Annotated in this window: 14 protein-coding genes; 2 read left to right on the top strand and 12 right to left on the bottom strand. The window is 72.3% G+C overall.

From position 1 onward, the window contains the following. Positions 1-440: 440 nt before the first annotated feature. Positions 441-1,448 carry a stage II sporulation protein M gene (locus ACIRD8_RS26710; protein WP_403996563.1) on the bottom strand — a complete coding sequence of 336 codons (1,008 nt, stop codon included), beginning with the start codon at positions 1,446-1,448 and terminating at the stop codon, positions 441-443. Positions 1,449-1,567: 119 nt separating this feature from the next. On the opposite strand from ACIRD8_RS26710, the gene ACIRD8_RS26715 reads away from it, so the two are divergent. Beyond that, on the top strand, positions 1,568-2,518 hold the full coding sequence (locus ACIRD8_RS26715) for an RDD family protein (protein WP_403996566.1): 951 nt from the start codon (positions 1,568-1,570) through the stop codon (positions 2,516-2,518). Positions 2,519-2,549: 31 nt separating this feature from the next. Here the strand turns inward: ACIRD8_RS26715 and ACIRD8_RS26720 are convergent, their stop codons facing one another. The 9 genes from ACIRD8_RS26720 to ACIRD8_RS26760 all read right to left on the bottom strand — a co-directional run bounded on the left by ACIRD8_RS26720 (position 2,550) and on the right by ACIRD8_RS26760 (position 12,642). Continuing rightward, positions 2,550-3,182, bottom strand: a complete 633-nt coding sequence (locus tag ACIRD8_RS26720) for a hypothetical protein (protein WP_403996569.1) — start codon at positions 3,180-3,182, stop codon at positions 2,550-2,552. 124 nt (positions 3,183-3,306) lie between these two features. After that, on the bottom strand, positions 3,307-4,764 hold the full coding sequence (ahcY, locus tag ACIRD8_RS26725) for an adenosylhomocysteinase (protein WP_403996571.1): 1,458 nt from the start codon (positions 4,762-4,764) through the stop codon (positions 3,307-3,309). A gap of 262 nt (positions 4,765-5,026) precedes the next feature. After that, positions 5,027-6,112: a cation diffusion facilitator family transporter gene (locus ACIRD8_RS26730; RefSeq protein WP_403996574.1), complete on the bottom strand. Its 1,086-nt coding sequence runs from the start codon at positions 6,110-6,112 to the stop codon at positions 5,027-5,029. 87 nt (positions 6,113-6,199) lie between these two features. After that, positions 6,200-7,390, bottom strand: coding sequence for a mannose-6-phosphate isomerase, class I (gene manA / locus ACIRD8_RS26735; RefSeq protein WP_403996577.1), 1,191 nt, complete (start codon positions 7,388-7,390; stop codon positions 6,200-6,202). A gap of 55 nt (positions 7,391-7,445) precedes the next feature. Then, positions 7,446-8,582, bottom strand: coding sequence for an SIS domain-containing protein (locus tag ACIRD8_RS26740; protein WP_403996580.1), 1,137 nt, complete (start codon positions 8,580-8,582; stop codon positions 7,446-7,448). Positions 8,583-8,622: 40 nt separating this feature from the next. Beyond that, positions 8,623-8,805, bottom strand: a complete 183-nt coding sequence (locus tag ACIRD8_RS26745; protein WP_015577430.1) for a Trm112 family protein — start codon at positions 8,803-8,805, stop codon at positions 8,623-8,625. Positions 8,806-9,002: 197 nt separating this feature from the next. Then, positions 9,003-10,370 (bottom strand): phosphomannomutase/phosphoglucomutase, encoded by a 1,368-nt coding sequence (locus ACIRD8_RS26750; protein WP_403996583.1) that lies wholly within the window; start codon positions 10,368-10,370, stop codon positions 9,003-9,005. Positions 10,371-10,431: 61 nt separating this feature from the next. Beyond that, on the bottom strand, positions 10,432-12,048 hold the full coding sequence (locus tag ACIRD8_RS26755; RefSeq protein WP_403996586.1) for an L-lactate permease: 1,617 nt from the start codon (positions 12,046-12,048) through the stop codon (positions 10,432-10,434). A 222-nt stretch (positions 12,049-12,270) separates the two neighbouring features. Then, the gene (locus ACIRD8_RS26760) at positions 12,271-12,642 is read right to left on the bottom strand and encodes a DUF3499 domain-containing protein (RefSeq protein ID WP_403996589.1); all 372 of its coding nucleotides are present in this window, start codon (positions 12,640-12,642) and stop codon (positions 12,271-12,273) included. 322 nt (positions 12,643-12,964) lie between these two features. On the opposite strand from ACIRD8_RS26760, the gene ACIRD8_RS26765 reads away from it, so the two are divergent. Continuing rightward, on the top strand, positions 12,965-13,393 hold the full coding sequence (locus ACIRD8_RS26765; protein WP_403997029.1) for a metallopeptidase family protein: 429 nt from the start codon (positions 12,965-12,967) through the stop codon (positions 13,391-13,393). A gap of 14 nt (positions 13,394-13,407) precedes the next feature. On the opposite strand, the gene ACIRD8_RS26770 is transcribed toward ACIRD8_RS26765, so the two are convergent. Beyond that, the gene (locus tag ACIRD8_RS26770; protein ID WP_403996592.1) at positions 13,408-14,943 is read right to left on the bottom strand and encodes a DUF5719 family protein; all 1,536 of its coding nucleotides are present in this window, start codon (positions 14,941-14,943) and stop codon (positions 13,408-13,410) included. Then, a complete protein-coding gene (locus tag ACIRD8_RS26775) occupies positions 14,940-18,761 on the bottom strand; it encodes a glycosyltransferase family 2 protein (protein WP_403996595.1) in 3,822 nt (1,273 codons plus the stop codon). The genes ACIRD8_RS26770 and ACIRD8_RS26775 overlap by 4 nt, the downstream gene beginning before the upstream one ends. Between the last annotated feature and the right edge of the window lie 2 nt (positions 18,762-18,763).

Here is an 18,763-nt window from a genome sequence, read left to right on the forward strand (position 1 = left end):
CTCTATCAGACTCTTTCGTGTCCGATTCCCGGCCGAAGCGGGTTCCTGCTTGGCGGTTAATTTACCACCGTGCTTTCCAGTTCTTCGCTTTCGCGTTTCCCTTTCCGGCGGTTCCGACTTTACCAGACTCTTTTCCGTTCCGTTTCCGGTCCGAATTTGATTCCGGTGGCCTGTGGAGTGGCCTTTGCCTTTCGGCTGACTCGACTTTATCAGAAGCAATTCGGCCGGAGCGAATCCGGCTTTTGCTTGAAAGAGAAGAATCGATCGGCTCTGCGAGGAACACGCCCTCTGCACGAGCGAGATGAACTTTAGACGTTCCCGACCGAGCTGTCCAGCTCGGCGGAACCGTTAAAATCTACCTCTCCACGCAGACCGTGTCAACAGTCTTTGTGGGCGACCAGAAGACTAGCAGGTCAGCGGCCCCGCTCGCACATCGCCCCTCAGGCGACGGCGGGAAGCTCGGCGCTGCGCTCCCCCGCTTCCAGGTCTCCCGTGTCCCCGGCACGGGCGGCTCGGCCTCCGAGGACATAGACGTAGGCGAGAAAGGCCAGTTCAGCCGCGACGCCGATGGTGATGCGGGCCCAGGTGGGAAGGCCCGACGGGGTGACGAAGCCTTCGATGACACCGGAGACGAACAGGACCAGCGCCAGGCCGATGGCCATGCCTATCGCGGCGCGCCCCTGCTGGGCCAGTGCCGAGCGCCGGGTGCGTGGCCCAGGGTCGATGACCGTCCAGCCGAGACGGAGGCCTGTGCCCGCTGCGACGAAGACTGCGGTGAGTTCGAGCAGGCCGTGCGGCAGGACGAGCCCGAGGAAGGTGTCCAGCCGGCCGGCCGAGGACATCAGCCCGATGCCGACGGCGAGGTTGAGCACGTTGACGAAGAGGATCCAGATCACCGGTAGGCAGAGGAACGCCCCCAGCACCAGGCACATGGCCGCCGCCTGAGCGTTGTTCGTCCAGACCTGGGCGGCGAAGGAGGCGGCCGGGTGACTGGAGTAGTACGTCTCGTAATCACCTCCGGGCCTGGTCAGGGCGCGCAGGTCCTCCGGGGCGGCGATCGACGCCTGGACCTCCGGGTGTGTGCCGATCCACCAGCCGATGACTGCCGCCAGCAGGACGGAGAGCACTGCCGTGGGTATCCACCAGTGGCGCGAGCGGTAGACGGCTGCGGGAAAGCCGGCGGTCAGGAAGCGCGCGGCGTCACGCCACGAAGCGCGCCGGGTCCCCGTGACGGTGGAGCGTGCGCGGGCCACGAGCTGCGTGAGGCGAGCGGTCAGCATGGGGTCCGGGGCACTGGACCGGATCAAGGACAGATGGGTGGCGGTGCGCTGGTACAGGGCGACGAGTTCGTCCGCCTCCTCGCCTGTCAGGCTGCGTCCTCGGTGCAGTAGATGGTCCAGGCGGTCCCACTCGGCGTGGTGGGTGGTCACGAAGACATCGAGATCCATGGTCGGCTGCTGCTCCAGGCATGGGTGCGTACGGGTCCGTACTGCGGCGGTGCGCTGCGGGTCAGCTTGGCAGACTGTGGTCCCGAGGGGCAGGGAAGGGCGGCGAGGGGTGGGTGGCGATGAATGAGCTCGTGACCGGGGACGCGGTCGTACTGGGGTTGCAGCCGGCGAGGCTGCCCAGCCGGGCGTTGGCGATCGCCATCGATCTCGCTGTGCTCCTGACCGTCTTCGTTCTGCTCTCCATCGGTCTGGCCGTGGCGACCGTGACGCTCGACGAAGCGGCGACCGCCGCGATCGCCGTCGCCACGTTCCTTCTGGTGCTGGTGGGCGGACCGGTCGCGGTCGAGACGCTCAGCCATGGCCGTTCGCTCGGAAAGCTTGCCTGCGGACTGCGCGTGGTGCGGGACGACGGCGGGCCGATCAGGTTCCGGCACGCGCTTGTGCGGGGGGCGATGGGGCTGGTCGAGATCCTGGGGACGTTCGGGGCCGTGGGCTGCATCGCCTCACTGGTGTCGGCCCGTGGCCGTCGGCTGGGTGACGTGTTCGCGGGGACGCTCGTCGTACGTGAGCGGGTGCCTGCGGGGCGGGCTCTCGCCGTGCCGCCGCCCCCGCCCTGGCTGGTGGGACGTTTCGCGCAGCTGGACCTGTCGGGCGTGCCGGACGGGCTCTGGCTGGCCATCCGGCAGTACCTGACGCGGATGACCCAGCTCGACGCCGCGGTGCGCGGGTCCATGGCCGAGCGCCTGTCCTCGGACCTCGTCGCGCGTACGGGCGTTCCGGTGCCCGATGGGGTTCCGGCGGCTGCCTATCTGGCGGCCGTGGTGAACGAGCGTCAGGCGCGGGATGTCCGGAGGGTGGCCGCGGCGGTGGGTCGCACGATCCGGGCCGGAGCGCCCGTCGCCGGATCCGTGGCCGGCCCCGTGCCCGCGCCCGTGCACCGGGAGCCCTCGGATGGCCGGGCTGCGGTGTCCGGGCCGCCTGCGGCTGCCCGGACCCCGGCGGCTCCCGCAGGCGGGGACACGGCCGGGCCCGAGGGCCGGGCCCCGACAGGCTTCGCCCCACCCGCCTGAATCCCGGCCCATTCGGGCCACTCGTCGCGCCTCAACCTCCGTCTGACGCGCGGGGCATGGCCGAGGGCGGGGATTCGAGGTGTTCGAGCTCGATGCCCGGCGCCGCCAGCACCACGTCGCCAGCGATGTGTACGGCGTGCTGATCACCGGTGTCCAACGCGTTGACCTGGTATTCGTCCACGACCAGGGGCCCGTTGTCAGTGGCGTGCGCTTCACTGTTCAGCAGCGACCAGGACTGGTCGACGGTACGGGGGGCGAGGACCGGGTCCGTGAAGGTGACCAGACGGACGCGGGTCGCGGGGGAAGCGGGGGTGAGGCGCAGGAGCCGGGCAATGGCGACGAGGAATGCGGGGGACGTGCCGGAGAAGGTGTGGGCGCGGACGTTGCCTTCGGTGGCATGAGTGCCGGTGGGATCGGTCCGGACCCAGGTGACCCCGTCGAGGGCGGCGCCGCGGATCTGCCAGCTCGCGGCGTGCAGTTGGAGACGGATGGGGCGGCCGAGCTCGTCCAGGGCCAGATCGACGGAACCCAGGTGATCGCCCGAGGGGGCGGTGGTCTGGGAGACGTAGCGCCAGCCCGACGGGCCGGGCGCGCAGTGGAAGTGTTCTTCGCCGAGGGGGGTGTGGTCGTGGACATCGTGGAGCGAATAACGGCCGCGGGGCATGGGGTCCTTCGGGTTCCTCGGGCTGTGCGGGTGCGGTACGGGGCAGGCCCCCGGCACGGGGGTGCGGGGGCCTGCGCTCGGACCTGCTGCTGAGAGCTGCGCCGGCCGGTGGCCGACGGCCGGCTCAGTAGCGGTAGAGGTCGGACTTGTACGGGCCTTCCACCTGGACGCCGATGTAGTCGGCCTGCTCCTGGCGCAGGGTCGTGAGCTTCACGCCCAGCGCGTCGAGGTGGAGACGGGCGACCTTCTCGTCCAGGTGCTTCGGCAGCACGTAGACATCGGTCGGGTACTCCTCGGGCTTGGTGAACAGCTCGATCTGGGCCAGGGTCTGGTCCGCGAACGAGTTGGACATCACGAACGAGGGGTGGCCGGTGGCGTTGCCGAGGTTCAGCAGACGGCCCTCGGACAGCACGATCAGGACCTTGCCGTCGGCGAACGTCCAGGTGTGGACCTGCGGCTTGACCTCGTCCTTGACGACGCCGTCGATCTTCGCCAGGCCGGCCATGTCGATCTCGTTGTCGAAGTGGCCGATGTTGCCGACGATGGCCTGGTGCTTCATCCGGGCCATGTCGGAGGCCATGATGATGTCCTTGTTGCCCGTGGTCGTGACGAAGATGTCCGCGGTCTCCACCACGTCGTCCAGCGTCGTGACCTGGTAGCCGTCCATCGCGGCCTGCAGGGCGCAGATCGGGTCGATCTCCGTGATGATCACCCGGGCGCCCTGGCCGCGGAGGGACTCCGCACAGCCCTTGCCCACATCGCCGTAGCCGCAGACGACGGCGGTCTTGCCGCCGATGAGGACGTCGGTGGCGCGGTTGATGCCGTCGATCAGCGAGTGGCGGCAGCCGTACTTGTTGTCGAACTTCGACTTGGTGACCGCGTCGTTGACGTTGATCGCCGGGAAAAGGAGGGTGCCGTCGCGGTGCATCTCGTACAGCCGGTGCACACCGGTCGTGGTCTCCTCGGTCACGCCGCGGATCTCGGACGCCAGCTGGGTCCACTTCTGCGGGGACTCACCGAGCGTGCGGTTCAGCAGGGTGAGGATGTACGCGTACTCCTCGCTGTCCGCGGTCGACGGGTCCGGGGCCTGGCCGGCCTTCTCGAACTCGACGCCCTTGTGGACGAGGAGGGTGGCGTCGCCACCGTCGTCGAGGATCATGTTCGGGCCGCCGGTGGGGGTGTTCGGCCAGGTCAGGGCCTGCTCCGTGCACCACCAGTACTCTTCCAGGCTCTCGCCCTTCCAGGCGAAGACCGGGACGCCGGCGGGGGCGTCCGGGGTGCCGTTCGGACCGACCGCGATCGCGGCGGCGGCGTGGTCCTGGGTGGAGAAGATGTTGCAGGAGGCCCAGCGGACCTCGGCGCCCAGGGCGACGAGGGTCTCGATGAGCACCGCGGTCTGCACCGTCATGTGCAGCGAACCGGTGATCCGGGCGCCGGCCAGCGGCTGCGTGGCGGCGTACTCCTTGCGGATCGACATCAGGCCGGGCATCTCGTGCTCGGCGAGGGTGATCTCCTTGCGCCCGAAGGCGGCGAGGGAAAGGTCGGCGACCTTGAAGTCCTGGCGATTGGCGGCCGTCGTCATAACGGGCTGCTCCTCGTAGTGGGTCGAGGGTGGGCTGGCTGGCTCTGCGGCGGCCACGGACACACGAATGCCCGGGCGATCCGCAGTGCAGTCCGTCGGAGGCCCTCTCTCCCTCGGCCGGTCCGCTTCCGCGGACCGATCGACCGCCATCAGCAGCGACGTCTGGTACTCCCCCGAATCTACACCGAACGGCCCAGTGAGCCCCAGCCCGCCCGGGGGGCGGCGTGGGGCACGGGGCCGTTCGGGGCTGATCTTCAGCGGCTCAGTGGCCGGATCCCGCCGGTTCGTCGCCCGCAGGTGCGTCGCCCGCAGGTGCGTCGCCCGCCGGTGCGTCGCCCGCCGGTGTGCTCCCCGCAGGAGCATCGCCCGCAGGCGCGTCGCCGGGAGCGGCGGGGCCGCCCGGGGTTTTGCCGGGGTTGGTGCCGGCCGCGGCGGCCGCCGCGTTGTAGATGTCGGGCTCGAGGTAGATGACCCGGGCGATCGGGACGGCCGCGCGGATCCGGTTCTCGGCGGCGTTGATCGCCTCGGCGACCTCGGCGGCGGACTCCTCGGCGCGCACCGCGATCTTGGCGGCGACCAGGAGTTCCTCCGGACCGAGGTGGAGCGTGCGCATGTGGATGATGCGGGTGACGGTGTCGCCGTCGACCACCGAGGCCTGGATCTTCTCGACGTCCTCGATGCCGGCCGCCTCACCGAGCAGCAGCGACTTCGTCTCCGCGGCGAGAACGATCGCGATCACGATCAGCAGGATGCCGATGCACAGGGTGCCGATGCCGTCCCACACTCCGTCGCCGGTGCCCAGCGCCAGGCCGACGCCGCCGAGGGCCAGGACCAGGCCGACGAGGGCGCCGAAGTCCTCCAGGAGGACGACGGGGAGCTCGGGCGCCTTGGCGCGGCGGACGAACTGCGTCCAGGACAGCTTGCCGCGGGTCTGGTTGGACTCGGCGATGGCCGTACGGAAGGAGAAGCCCTCGGCGATGATCGCGAAGACCAGCACACCGACCGGCCAGTACCAGGCCTCGATCTCGTGCGGGTGCTTGATCTTCTCGTAGCCCTCGTAGATCGCGAACATGCCACCGACGGAGAACAGCACGATGGACACGAGGAAGGCGTAGATGTAGCGCTCGCGCCCGTAACCGAAGGGGTGCTGGGGGGTCGCCTCGCGCTGGGCCTTCTTGCCGCCGAGCAGCAGGAGTCCCTGGTTGCCCGAGTCCGCCAGTGAGTGGACGCTCTCAGCCAGCATCGATGAGGAGCCACTGAAGAGGAACGCCACGAATTTGGCCACTGCGATCGCGAGGTTGGCGGCGAGTGCCGCCACGATCGCCTTGGTTCCGCCTGACGCGCTCATGGGTGCGTGGTGTCCCTTCCTCGGTGCTGCGGCACGGGCGCCGCGCTACGGCCGGACATTGTTGCAGCCGCTGGTGCGGACGGTATGTCAGACCACCACGGTCGCGCGGAAGAGCGTTCCGGTACCGGCCACTTCTACCGTTTCATCCGCCGGGACGAATACGGATTCGCCGGGTGCGAGGCCGATCCCGCCTGCCCGTGGGGCGCCTGCCGTGCAGAGCAGGATCTGTGCGGTGGCAGCCGTGAGGTCGACGGGGGCACCGCCGGACGGCAGGACGTAGCGCGAGAGCCGGAATTCGTCGACCGGCGTCTCGTACACCTCCTCGCCGGTGGGCGCGGCCTCGGGGCGCAGGATGCCGGGCTCGGTGGCCTCGAAGCGGACGATGCGGAGCAGTTCGGGGACGTCGACGTGCTTGGGGGTCAGACCGCAGCGCAGCACGTTGTCGGAGTTGGCCATGATCTCGACGCCCAGGCCGCCGAGATAGGCGTGGGGCACGCCCGCGCCGAGGAACATGGCCTCGCCGGGCTGGAGTTGTACGTAGTTCAGCAGCATCGCCGCGATGACGCCGGGGTCGCCGGGGTAGTGGTGGGCGATCTGGGCGTACGGGGCGTGGGCGCCGCCGAGCCGTTCGGCGGCCTCGGCCGCCTCAGCGACCGTGTGCGTCATCTCGTCGGGGTCCGCGGTGAGGATCGCCGTGAGGACCTCGCGCAGGGCCCCGTCCTCGGGGTGGGCGCGGAGCAGGTCCACGTAGGGCTTGAGGGAGTCGACGCCGAGGGCGGCTATCAGGTCCGCGGCCTCGGCGGGCCTGCGGAAGCCGCACAGCCCGTCGAAGGGCGTGAGCGCGCAGATCAGCTCGGGCTTGTGGTTGGCGTCCTTGTAGGTGCGGTGCGGTGCGTCGATCGGGATGCCCCGGCGTTCCTCGTCCGCGTAGCCCTCCTGCGCCTGGGCGAGGTCGGGGTGGACCTGGAGGGACAGCGGGGCGCCGGCCGCGAGCAGCTTGAGCAGGAAGGGCAGGCGGGGGCCGAAGGTGCGGACGGCCGCGGCGCCGAGTTCGCGCTCGGGGTCGGCGGCGATGACGTCCGTGAGGGACTGCTCGTCCGTCCCCGGGTTCGCGGCGTCGGCCGCGGCGGCCCGGGTGAGGCGCGAAGGGGCTCCCGGGTGGGCGCCCATCCACATCTCGGCCTGCGGTTCGCCGGTCGGGGCTGTGCCGAGCAGCTCGGGGATGGCCGTGGTGGACCCCCAGGCGTAGGGGCGCACGGTGTTGGAGAGCCGGTCCATGGAGATGTGTCCTCGTGTGATGCGCGGGGCGCGGGTCCCCGGGGGTGGCGGGCCGTCAGGCCCGGTTGTCGGAGGCCAGGGAGGCGTAGACGGCGGCGAAGTCGGTGACCGCGAGGAGCTCGGCGAGGGCTTCGAGCTCGCTGCCCTCCTCCGGTTCGAGTTCGCTGATCGCGGTGTCGTGGCTCAGGGCCAGTTCACGGGCGGCCGGGCTCGCGGTCAGGCCGCCGGTGGGCCGGTCGCGGAGCAGGACGACACGGGCCCGCATGGCCTCGGGCTCGTCCACCCGGTCCCGGAAGAAGTCGTCGGGGTCGGCCCCCGCGGCGAACGCTCCGGCGAGCAGCCCCCCGTGGGAGGGCAGCGCCTCCGGAAGCTCGGCCACCAGGGCCGGGCGGCCGGCGAGCTCGGCCAGGACGGCGGCGAACCGCCGTCCGACGGGACCCGCGGCCTCACCCTCCGTCCAGATGAGGGGCAGGCTGTCGGCGAGTTCCGCGGCGAGGGTCTTGGCCGGGTTGCTGTACGTGGCGATGGCCGGCCCGCAGCGCTCCGCGGTGCGGTCGAGGCGGTCGGCGACCTTCTGCAGCGTGTCCGTGGGCGCGTCGATCAGGCCGACCCGGTCCAGCAGGGCGAGCAGCGGGGTGAGCAGGGCCCAGAGCGTGCCGGGGCCCGCGGCCGAGGTCTCGGCGTCGTACTCGCCGTGCGGGGCGGCCGCCATGGGGACGACGAGTCCGTGGACCCCGTCGACCGCTTCGCGGAGCGGGGACCGTACGGGTGCGACGGCGACGACGGTGCAGCCGCGGCGGTACGCCTGCTCGGCGAGCAGCGCGAGGCCGGGTTCCGAGCCGTCTGCCGTGGCGATGAGCAGCAGGTCCACGGATCCGGCCCAGCCGGGCAGGGCCCAGCGCAGCGCTCCGGCGGCGGCCTCGACCCCGGTGGGGCGGATCGCGATGACGGGCGCGGAGGCGCCGGCCAGGGCGCCGATCAGGTCGGCGACGCCGGACGCGGCGGTGCCTGGCCCCGCGACGAGGACGGCACGCGGCCGGCCCTCGGGGGCCAGGGAGCCGATCCCCGCCTCGGCAGCGTGCCGGGTGGCGGTGCGGACGCGGGCTCCGGCCTCGGCGGCACCGCGCAGCAGACCTCGCCGGTCGGCTCGGGCCAGTGCTTCCGGTGCGTCGAGCAGCGACTCGTCGAGCATGGTGGTGGGCCTCCGATCACCGTGCTGATCAGCGTGCGGGTTACGCGGGGCGGCGGGCCTCGTCGACGAGCAGCACCGGGATGCCGTCCCGCACCGGGTAGGCGAGGCCGCAGTCGGTGCCGGTGCAGACCAGCTCGGGGCTTTCGGCCGCGGACCTGTCGTCGAGCCCGGCGTGGCAGGCCGGGCAGGCGAGGATCTCCAGAAGGCCGGCTTCGAGCGGCATGGGGTGGGTCCCTTCGGGCATGCGGTGCGGATCCGGTCCGGACCCGGGTTCGGGTCCGCGGAGCTTGGGGCGTGGTCAGCCTACCGCCGGGCCGGGAGGGTCGCGGCCCGGCGGCCCCCGCCCGACCGCGCATGCGTCGGCGTCAGGCCCGGTGGCGGTGCGGACGCGGTGGGTGCAGGACGTCCGGCCGGGACCGGTCAGGCGCGGACGAGGGCGAGGACCTCGTCGCGTACCGCCGTCATGGTGCTCTCGTCCCGTGCCTCGACGTTCAGACGCAGCAGTGGCTCGGTGTTGGAGGCGCGGAGGTTGAACCACCAGTCGGGGCCGGTGACCGTGAGTCCGTCAAGCTCGTCGAACCGCACGTCGTCGCGGTGGTCGTACGCCGCCCTGATCACGGCCAGCCGGTCCGCCTGGTCGGCCACGGTGGAGTTGATCTCGCCGGAGCCCGCGTAGCGGTCGTACCGGTCGAGGAGCCCGGAGAGCGGGCCGTCCTGGCCGCCGAGCGCGGCGAGGACGTGGAGGGCGGCGAGCATGCCCGTGTCGGCGTTCCAGAAGTCGCGGAAGTAGTAGTGCGCGGAGTGCTCGCCGCCGAAGATCGCGCCGTGTTCCGCCATCTCGGCCTTGATGAACGAGTGGCCGACGCGGGTACGGACGGGGGTTCCGCCGTTCTCGCGTACGACTTCGGGGACCGACCAGGAGGTGATCAGGTTGTGGATGACGGTGCCCTTGCCGCCGTTGCGGGCCAGCTCACGGGCGGCGACCAGGGCAGTGATCGCGGACGGGGAGACGCCTTCGCCGCGCTCGTCGACGACGAAGCAGCGGTCCGCGTCGCCGTCGAAGGCCAGGCCGAGGTCGGCGCCCTCGGCGAGGACGCGGGCCTGGAGGTCGACGATGTTCTTCGGGTCGAGGGGGTTGGCCTCGTGGTTGGGGAAGGTGCCGTCCAGCTCGAAGTACATGGGTACGAGGTCGAGGGGCAGGCCCGCGAAGACGGTGGGGACGGTGTGGCCGCCCATGCCGTTCCCGGCGTCCACGACCACCTTGAGCGGCCGGATCCCGGAGAGGCCGACGAGGCCCAGCAGGTGCGCGGCGTAGTCGGTGAGGGTGTCGCGCTCGGTGACGGTGCCCGGGGTGGTGGCGGAGGTGGCGGGCAGGCCGTGCTCCGACCACTGCTCGACCAGCGTGCGGATCTCGGTCAGGCCGGTGTCCTGGCCCACCGGTGCCGCCCCGGCGCGGCACAGCTTGATGCCGTTGTACCGCGCCGGGTTGTGCGAGGCCGTGAACATCGCTCCGGGCAGGTCCAGCGCCCCGGACGCGTAGTACAGCTGGTCCGTGGAGCAGAGCCCGATGAGGGTCACGTCGGCGCCGCGCGCCGTCGCACCGCGGGCGAACGCGGCGGCCAGGCCGGGTGAGGACGGCCGCATGTCGTGGCCGATGACGATCGCGTCCGCGTCGGTGACCTGGACGAAGGCGGCACCGAACAGTTCGGCGAGCGGCTCGTCCCACTGGTCGGGCACGACTCCGCGCACGTCGTACGCCTTCACGAGCTGCGACAGGTCAGCAACCACGGACGGTCCTCCTGGGATCTTTACGGACCGCCCAAACTACCCGGCGGCACCGGACCGCCGGTCAGGGGAGCATCCAGCCCAGCACCACCGTGCTCTGCGCCATCACGATCAGGCACATCACCAGCAGCAGGCCGAGGCTCCACGGCAGGACCTTGCGCAGCAGATCGCCCTCGCGTCCGGCGAGCCCGACGGCCGCGCAGGCGATCGTCAGGTTCTGCGGGGAGATCATCTTGCCCAGCACTCCCCCGGAACTGTTGGCGGCGGCCAGGAGCACGGGCGAGAGGCCCGACTCCTGCGCGGCGGACACCTGGAGCGCACCGAAGAGGGCGTTGGCCGAGGTGTCGGAGCCGGAGACGGCGACGCCGAACCAGCCGAGCACCGGGGAGAGGAAGGCGAGCCCGGCACCCGCCGCGGCGACGGACTGGCCGATGGTGGCGGCCTGTCCGGAGAGGTTCATGACGTAGGCGAGGGCGAGGACGGAGGTGACCGTGAGGATCGCGTAGCGCAGTTCGTGCACGGTGGCCACCCACTCCCGCGCCGCCGCACCCGCCCGTACGCCGATGACGAAGGCCGTGATCAGGCCCGCGAACAGGACGAGGGTGCCGCCCGTGCCGAGGAGCGGGAGGGAGAACACGTTGGCGCCGACCGGTTCGCCGTCGGGCCCCGCGACGTCGAGGAACGGCCAGTCGAACACGCGCGTGGCCTCGGCCAGCAGCCGCTTGACGGGCGGGATCTGGGCGATGGAGAACACCGCGACGATCAGTGCGTACGGGGCGTAGGCGCGCAGCACCTCGCGGCGCGGGTCCTCCTGGTCCAGGTCCTCGCTGCGTACGCCCGTCAGCACGGCGGCGCGCACGGGTTCGGCGGCGGGCCTGCGGGCTCCGGGGAGGGCGATCAGCGCGCCCGCGCCCACCAGGGCCGCCGCGATGTCGGCGAGCTGCGCGGAGACGAAGTTGGACGCGGCGAACTGCGCGACGGCGAAGGCCACTCCGCAGACGAGCGCGGGCAGCCAGGTCTCCCGCAGCCCTCGCCTGCCGTCGACCAGGAAGACCAGGATCAGCGGGACGACGAGCGCGAGCAGCGGGGTCTGGCGGCCGACGACCGTGGCGACGTCGTCCAGCGGCAGCCCGGTGACCTGGGCGAGCGTCACCACGGGCGTGCCCATGGCGCCGAAGGCGACGGGCGCGGTGTTGGCGACCAGGGAGACGACGGCGGCCTTCACCGGGTCGAAGCCGAGCGCGACGAGCATGACGGAGCAGATCGCGACGGGAGCGCCGAAGCCGGCCAGCGCCTCCAGGAGCGCGCCGAAGCAGAAGGCGATGACCAGCGCCTGGATGCGGGGGTCGTCGGAGACCCGGCCGAAGGAGCGCCTCAGGATGTCGAAGTGCTGGGTGCGGACGGTCATCCGGTACACCCAGAGGGCGTTGACGACAATCCACATGATGGGGAAGAGCCCGAAGAGGACGCCTTGCGCCCCCGCGGACAGGGTCTGCCCGACGGGCATGCCGAAGGCCAGCCAGCCGACGAGCACGGCGACGGCGAGCCCGATGAGTCCGGCGCGGTGGGCCTTCATGCGGACGGCGCCGAGCAGGACCAGCACGGTCACCAGTGGCAGGGATGCGACGAGAGCGGACAGACCGAGCGAATCGGCTACGGGTTCGAGTTGCTGGACAAACACACAGGCCTCCCCGGGATTCCGTGATGCGGAAGCGATCTCTCACGGGTGGGGGAATGGTCGTGTCCGCGACAAGCCAGCGTCAATGCTCCGTACCGGAAAAGTTCTTCAGGGCGGAGACCGGGGGCGGGCCGGACGGCGATGTGACAGGTGGGACCGGTGGGGCAGACGGTGCCTCAGCCGCCCCGCACAGACGCTGCGTCGGGGCCTTGCGCAGACGGTGTGTCAGGAGTCCGGGGAGCGCAGCACCCGGAGGTGCCCGCGGCGCGCGACCTCCACCGGGTCCGCCGCCCGGGGACCCCGGCCGCCCTGCTGCCGGTCCTGGGGCCTGGCCGCCTCACGCACGGCGTTGGCGAGCGCTTCGAGATCGTCACCGTTGGGGCGGGTGGGAGCCGAGGGGTCGGAGAGCCGGACGACTTCCCAGCCGCGCGGCGCGGTGAGCCGTTCACCGTGCTCGGCGCAGAGGTCGTAGCAGTGGGGCTCGGCATAGGTGGCGAGCGGGCCGAGGACCGCGGTCGAGTCGGCATAGACGTACGTCAGTGTCGCGACGGCGGGACGGCCGCACGCGGTTCGCGAACAGCGACGTACAGGGCTCACGATGTTGGACGGTACCGCACTCTTGAGCGGGCTGCGACGACTCTCCCTCAGCTCACCCCGTCGTGTCGCCCATCGAACGGGGCCCGGCGCGGGGCCGGCGCAGCCGTTCCGACCTGCGGGGAAGCCCCTGTGCGCCGGTGTGCGCGGGCCGGGCCGAGGCCGCCGGGGAGAACGTGAGCGTTCGTTCGACGGAAGCTCAGCGATCACATCGAGGACCGGAATCGCACTCGATCCTGGCTGGAATGGTCATCCGGGGACACACAGCGAACCGGCGGAGAAGCCGTGATCGCCGCGGCCCGAGGAGAGTTACGCTGCGTCGGTGATGGACAGTCCCGTACCGCCCCTCCCCTCCGAGCCCCGGCCCCGCCGCCGCGACCGCCATGGCCGCGGCATGCGCGGACCGGTCGCACCGCCACAGGTGCCGCTGTCCGTCAGCAGGGCCGACAGTTTCCGGGATCTCGTCCAGGATTCGGTGGAGCGGCTGGAGCGGCGCTGGCCGCAGCTCACGGATGTCGACTTCCTGGTCCTCGATGTGCCGGACGCGCTCGAGGAGACCGTGCCGCTGGGGCGCGCGCTGTCCGCCGCGAAGGGACGGCCCGCCCAGATCGTCGTCTACCGGCGCCCCGTCGAGATCCGCACCAAGAGCCGCGACGAGCGCGCCCTGCTGATCCACGAGGTCGTGGTGGAGCAGGTCGCGGAGCTGCTCGGCCTCTCGCCCGAGTCGGTCGACCCGCGCTACGGGCAGGACTGAGCAGCCCGCGGTCCTCAGTCGTCCAGGACCGTGAGGTCCTGCTCCGCCTCGGGCACCTCGACCGTGCCCCCGTCGTCCTGCAGCGTCTGCACGGTGAACATGTCGATACCGCCCTCCGCGATCGTGAGCGTACGAGCCGCGTGCACCGGGCCGCCCGACTCGGTCTCCACCGTCAGGGCGTAACCGCCCTTGAGGCCGGCCGGGGCTTCCGGCGTGACCTCGATCGTCGTGCCGCCCTTGACCGTGTACGTCTTGACGGCCGCCTCGCCGCCCCCGCTGCCCGCCGACGCCGTGACCTTGACCTTGGCCGTTTCGCCCGGTGCGGTCAGGGAAAGCACCGAACCCTTCGCCCGGTTGTCGGCGACGCTCGCCCGTTCGCCGACGGGCCCGGTCGCCGGGATGAACGCGACCTCCTGCTCGGCACCGGTACCGCGCACCACGCGCAGCGCGGCGACCACCGGGGTCCTGCTGCCGTCGGTGGGCGTCAGCCGGAGCGATCCGGGCTCCCCGCGGGTGACGTCCTTGAGGTCGACGCTCGCGGTCATCTGCGACTTGATGTGCAGGGTGTCGTTCCCGGCGGGTGAGAACGCCCCGTTCTTGCCCAGGAGCTGGACCTTCACATCGGCGTCGTCCTCCCCCGGCGCGAACGCCACCAGCCGTACGGAGGTGGCGTCGGCCGGGATCCCGGGCAGGACCTGGGTGCCCGCCGGGTCGGCGGAGGCGGCCAGCCAGTCGCTGCCCACCTCGTCCTCGGCGGCGCTCACGACCGCGCCGACACGCCCCGACCGGGTGGTGACGTGGACGGTGACGTTCTCGGCGGCCTCGCTGGTCAGGGTCGAGATCAGCATGGGGACGCTCGACCGCGCCGGGACGGTGATGCCCTCCCCGACGTCGGACTTCAGGGGGCCCTCGGCGCCGTACAGCTCGATGTCGGCGACGGCGGCGGTGTCGTCGGGGTTGGTGAGGTGCACGTAGTCCTGACGTGCCTTCCCGGTGCTCGCGCCCGGGAACCAGAAGTCCGTGTCGGGGGCCGTGCAGCTGACGCCGAGCAGGCCCCGAGCACCGCCCGCGGCGGCCGTGGTGGTCTGCTGGGCGGTCCAGCCCGGGGCGAACCTTCCGGTGGCGGTGCCGACGAGCGCGGGAGCTCCGGACTTGGAGGTCTCGGCGGTGGCCGGCTTGCCGAGGTCCTTGAGGGAGACGACGGGCTTGCTGTCGGCCGCCTTCTTCTTGGCGTCGGCGTCGGCCTTGTCGTCAGCCTTGTCGTCGGCCGGCTCGTCCTCGTCCGCGGGCAGTGCGTCGGCCGCCTTCAGCTCGGCGGCTCCGTCCTTCGGCCCGTCCTTCGCCACCGGGGTGAAGGACGTGTACGTCGTATCCGCCAGCTCGGACGTGCTCGGGGCCGGGCAGACCAGGCTGGAGCGCTCGACGGGAAGCCGGGCGGCGGCCTTCGCCTCCGTGGCTCCCTCGTCGCCGGGCACCGTGAGCGCGGCGAAACCGGTGACGGCGGCCAGGGCGACGACGCCCGCGATGAGGGACAGGGGGGTGGACTTCACTCGGACTCGCCTCGCGATGCGTTGCCGTTGCCGTGCGGCCACGGGTTTTCCTGGCCCGGGGTCGCGTTCTCGTCGTGCCCGTCACGCCCGTCGTACGGGGCGGGTTCGCCGGTCCCCGTGGCGTAGGGCTGCTGCTGGGCGTAGCCGTACGGGTCGTAGGCGCCCTGCTGCTGGTACGGATCCTGCTGGTACGGGTCCTGCTGATAGGGATCGGGGTGGTAGTACTGCCCGGCGTCCTGCCCGCCCTGGTACTGGCCGTAGTCGGCGCCCTGGTACTGCTGCGCGTCCCACTCCCCGTACTGCTGCTGCGGGACCGCCGCGTAGGTGCCGGTGCCGTCCTGGGCGTCCGGGACGGCGGCGTACGTACCCGTGCCGTCCTGGTCGTCCTGGACCGCCGCGTACGGGTCGGTGTTCTGCTGGGCCGGGATGTACTCCCCCGGCGCCTGTTCCGGAAGGCCGGGAGCCTGCTCGCCGTATCCGGCCCCGGTCTCCGGGCCGGCCTCCGCGTACGCCGTCCCCACGCCGTCGTCGCCCGCCGCCGCGGCTTCCGCCTGGGCGGCGGCGCGCAGCCTGCGTGCCCGGCGGCCCTCCCCCTCGACCGGCTCGGCCGCGACGGCCTCGGTCTCCTCGGGCAGGTCGTCGTCGATCTCCCGGCGGCGACCCGGCAGGGCCATCACCACCAGGACGACGCCGAGCGCCACCTGCGCCCAGACCCAGGCGGTGTGCGTGACGGGTGCGTCGTAGGTGAGGTCCAGGGCGCCGCCCTCGGTGGGCAGGTCGAAGCCCTGCGCCCAGCCGTCGACCGTCTTCGGGGTCAGCGCCCGGCCGTTCAGCGTGGCCTGCCAGCCCGGGTCGGCCGCGTCGGCGATCCGCAGCACCCGGCCGGAGTCGCCCTCGGGAATCTTGCTGTGCGCCTCGACGGCCAGCGACCCGACGGGTACGGGCTCGGCGCCCGCGCCGGAGGGCACGATCGCCACACGGGAGACCTGGCGGTCGACCCGCCACAGGGCGCTGCCGTCCAGCTGGCTGAGCCTGCTCAGGCCCGGGGTCGAGTCCAGCACCCGGCTCATCTCGCGGGGCGCCCCGTCCCGTACGAGGACGTAGCGGATCGCGAAGCCGCTGAGCTGGCTGCCCTGGTCGGCGCCGGAGCCCGCGACCAGGTTGGCGACGACCTTGTCGAGGTGGGTGTTGCTGCCGCCGGCCTCGGTGAGCTCGGCGTCGCCCAGCCGGGCGCCCGAACCACGGACCAGGCTGTAGGAGACGGCGGCGGGTGACGTGCCCCCGAGCACCAGCGTGCGGGCCTGGTCGCGGGTGCTGCTCTCCTCCGCGACGAAGGCGGGCACCTGCACGGGGTCGCGGCGCTCCAGCGGACCGGCCGCGCCGCCGATCATCCAGCCGGCCGCGGCCAGGACCGGGGCGAGCCCGGCGGCCAGGGCGATCAGCGCGGCGACCGGCTGACGCCAGCCGAAGCTCAGCGCGGCGACCCGGACCCGGGCACCGTCCGCGCCGAGGAGCGCGGCGGCGAGCAGCGCGATGCCGTAGACGAGGGTGGCGGGCCCCGCCCAGGTGGAGCCGTTGGAGAGCGCCGCGAAGACCAGGGAGACCAGCACGACGGCCCAGGCGGTGCGGATCGCGAACTGCCGCTCCCCGCGCAGCAGGGCCGCCAGCGCAGCCAGCACGATGCCCAGCAGCAGGACGCCGCCCGCGGCCTTGGGGCCGCCGGGGCTGATGCCGAGCAGGTCGAGGGCGGACGCCGTGCCCGTACCGATGTCGAGCCCGGCCTCCTTCAGGAAGTTCGACGGGCTGCTCAGCAGGGACAGCGACCAGGGCGCGAGGACCAGGACCGGGGTACCTGCCATGGCCAGGAAGCGCAGTCCGTACGCGGTGATGTCGCCCCGCCGCAGCACGAGCACCCCGATGCCGAGGACCACCGCGAGCGGCCAGACGACCGGCGTGAAGGCCATGGTGAAGGTGAGCAGCAGGGTGTACGCCCAGGTGGCGCGCCAGCTGCCGCGTGCGGTGGAGCCGTCGCCCCGCAGTCCGTGCGCGGCGACGGCCGCGCGGGCGATCAGCGGGAGCAGGACGGCGAGGACGGCCGTGCCCAGCCGCCCGGTGGCCAGCGCCCCGGTCGCGGCGGGCAGGAAGGCGTACGCGACGCTCGCCCAGGCCCGCAGGAGCCGGGACTCGATCAGCGGCCGGGAGGCGAAGTACGCGGTGAGCCCGGCCAGCGGGACCGAGCAGACGAGCAGGAGGGTGAGCGCGAAGCCCGTGGAGCCGAGGAACAGCGCCGACAGGGCGGCGATCACGCCGAGGTAGGGCGGGGCGGACTGGGTTCCGCCGGTGCCGACGGGGTGCCAGCCGTCCGCGTAGCGCCCCCAGAGGTCGGAGACGTCAGCGGGGGCGGGCAGCAGTGCGCCGCCCGCGAGGGCGCCGCTGCCGAGGAGGCCTCGGCAGGCGACCAGCGAGACGAGGAGGAGGAGCGCGAAGAGCACGGGGCCGGGCTTGCGGCCGACCTTCTTGAGCCGTGCGAACTGCTCTATCTCCAGGAAGTCGGCGTCGTCACCGCCGGGCCCGGACTCCACCACTCCGTGACGTGAACCGCCGGAGTCGGAGTCGGTGCGGCTGCCGAAGTTGCCCGCGACCTGTTCGAAGGTGGCCCGGACCGTGGCACCGGGCGGCGGGAAGAGCGACCGCAGCTCGGCCGCGTCCACCGCCCCTCCCTTGCGCGCGCGGCGCGCGGCGAAGATCCGCCCGGGCCGCAGCAGGGTGCCGAAGAGTCCGGCCACCTCGTCGAGCGCCTGCCCGGGCACCTTGCCGACGAGGTAGGCGAGGGTGCGCAGCAGGGTGCCGACGACGAGGCGGAGCAGGGCCCACGGCAGCTGTTTGCCGCGGGCGTTGACGAGCATCGTGTAGACGGCACCGGCCTTGTCGACGCGGTGCGGACTGGCGACGGAGCGTCCGGCACAGTCGATGGGGCGGCGTTCCCTGGCGGAGGCCTCGGCATGCCGCAGGACGGCGTCGGGCGCGACGAGCACCCGGTGTCCTGCCATGTGGGCGCGCCAGCAGAGGTCGACGTCGTCGCGCATCAGCGGGAGCCTGCGGTCGAAGCCGCCGAGCTCCTCCCAGACGTCGCGGCGCACCAGCATGCCGGCGGAGGAGACGGAGAGCACCGTACGGACCTGGTCGTGCTGGCCCTGGTCCTGCTCGCGGCGGTCGAGGCCGGTCCAGCGGCGTCCGCTGTTGGCGATGGAGACGCCGACCTCGAGGAGTTGCTTGCGGTCGTACCAGCCGCGCAGCTTGGGTCCGACGATCGCGGCGTGCTTGTCGTTGTCGACGACGCGGAGCATCTCGGCGAGCGCGTCCGGCTCGGGTGCGCTGTCGTCGTGCAGCAGCCAGAGCCACTGGACGGGTTCGCCGTGCGGGAACTCCGGCAGGTCGTACGCGTCGTCGCGCCAGCTGCGGGTGACCGGGTCCCAGCCGCTGGGGCGCTTCAGGTACGGCAGGTCGTCCGGGGTGAGGACGCCGGCCGTACGGGTCGCCTCCTCGACGGCCGTACCGAAGCTCGTACGCCGGGCCAGGTGGAGCACGCGCTCGCCGCCGAGCGCCTCGGTGACCAGGCGGGCGGAGTCGTCGGCGCTGCCGGTGTCGGCGGCGACGACGTTCTGTACGGGGCGCTCCTGCCCGAGCAGTCCGCCGAGCACATGGGGCAGCCAGCGTGCCCCGTCGTGCGAGACGAGCACGGCGGTGACGACGTGCCGGGGGAACTCTGGGGCGGCGGCGGCCGCGTTCGGCGCCGCCGAGTGGCTGTGCACGGACATCG

Origin of the sequence: Streptomyces sp. NPDC102451 (assembly GCF_044765485.1) — a bacterium.
Classification (GTDB): domain Bacteria; phylum Actinomycetota; class Actinomycetes; order Streptomycetales; family Streptomycetaceae; genus Streptomyces.

What these genes read in the sequence shown, in the direction of transcription:
- ACIRD8_RS26765 (WP_403997029.1), top strand. Translation starts at nt 12,965, where the DNA reads ATGGACAGTCCCGTACCGCCCCTCCCCTCCGAGCCCCGGCCCCGCCGC.
- manA (WP_403996577.1), bottom strand. Translation starts at nt 7,390, where the DNA reads ATGGACCGGCTCTCCAACACCGTGCGCCCCTACGCCTGGGGGTCCACC.
- ACIRD8_RS26745 (WP_015577430.1), bottom strand. Translation starts at nt 8,805, where the DNA reads ATGCCGCTCGAAGCCGGCCTTCTGGAGATCCTCGCCTGCCCGGCCTGC.
- ACIRD8_RS26715 (WP_403996566.1), top strand. Translation starts at nt 1,568, where the DNA reads ATGAATGAGCTCGTGACCGGGGACGCGGTCGTACTGGGGTTGCAGCCG.
- ACIRD8_RS26775 (WP_403996595.1), bottom strand. Translation starts at nt 18,761, where the DNA reads ATGTCCGTGCACAGCCACTCGGCGGCGCCGAACGCGGCCGCCGCCGCC.
- ACIRD8_RS26710 (WP_403996563.1), bottom strand. Translation starts at nt 1,448, where the DNA reads ATGGATCTCGATGTCTTCGTGACCACCCACCACGCCGAGTGGGACCGC.
- ACIRD8_RS26740 (WP_403996580.1), bottom strand. Translation starts at nt 8,582, where the DNA reads ATGCTCGACGAGTCGCTGCTCGACGCACCGGAAGCACTGGCCCGAGCC.
- ACIRD8_RS26730 (WP_403996574.1), bottom strand. Translation starts at nt 6,112, where the DNA reads ATGAGCGCGTCAGGCGGAACCAAGGCGATCGTGGCGGCACTCGCCGCC.
- ahcY (WP_403996571.1), bottom strand. Translation starts at nt 4,764, where the DNA reads ATGACGACGGCCGCCAATCGCCAGGACTTCAAGGTCGCCGACCTTTCC.
- ACIRD8_RS26720 (WP_403996569.1), bottom strand. Translation starts at nt 3,182, where the DNA reads ATGCCCCGCGGCCGTTATTCGCTCCACGATGTCCACGACCACACCCCC.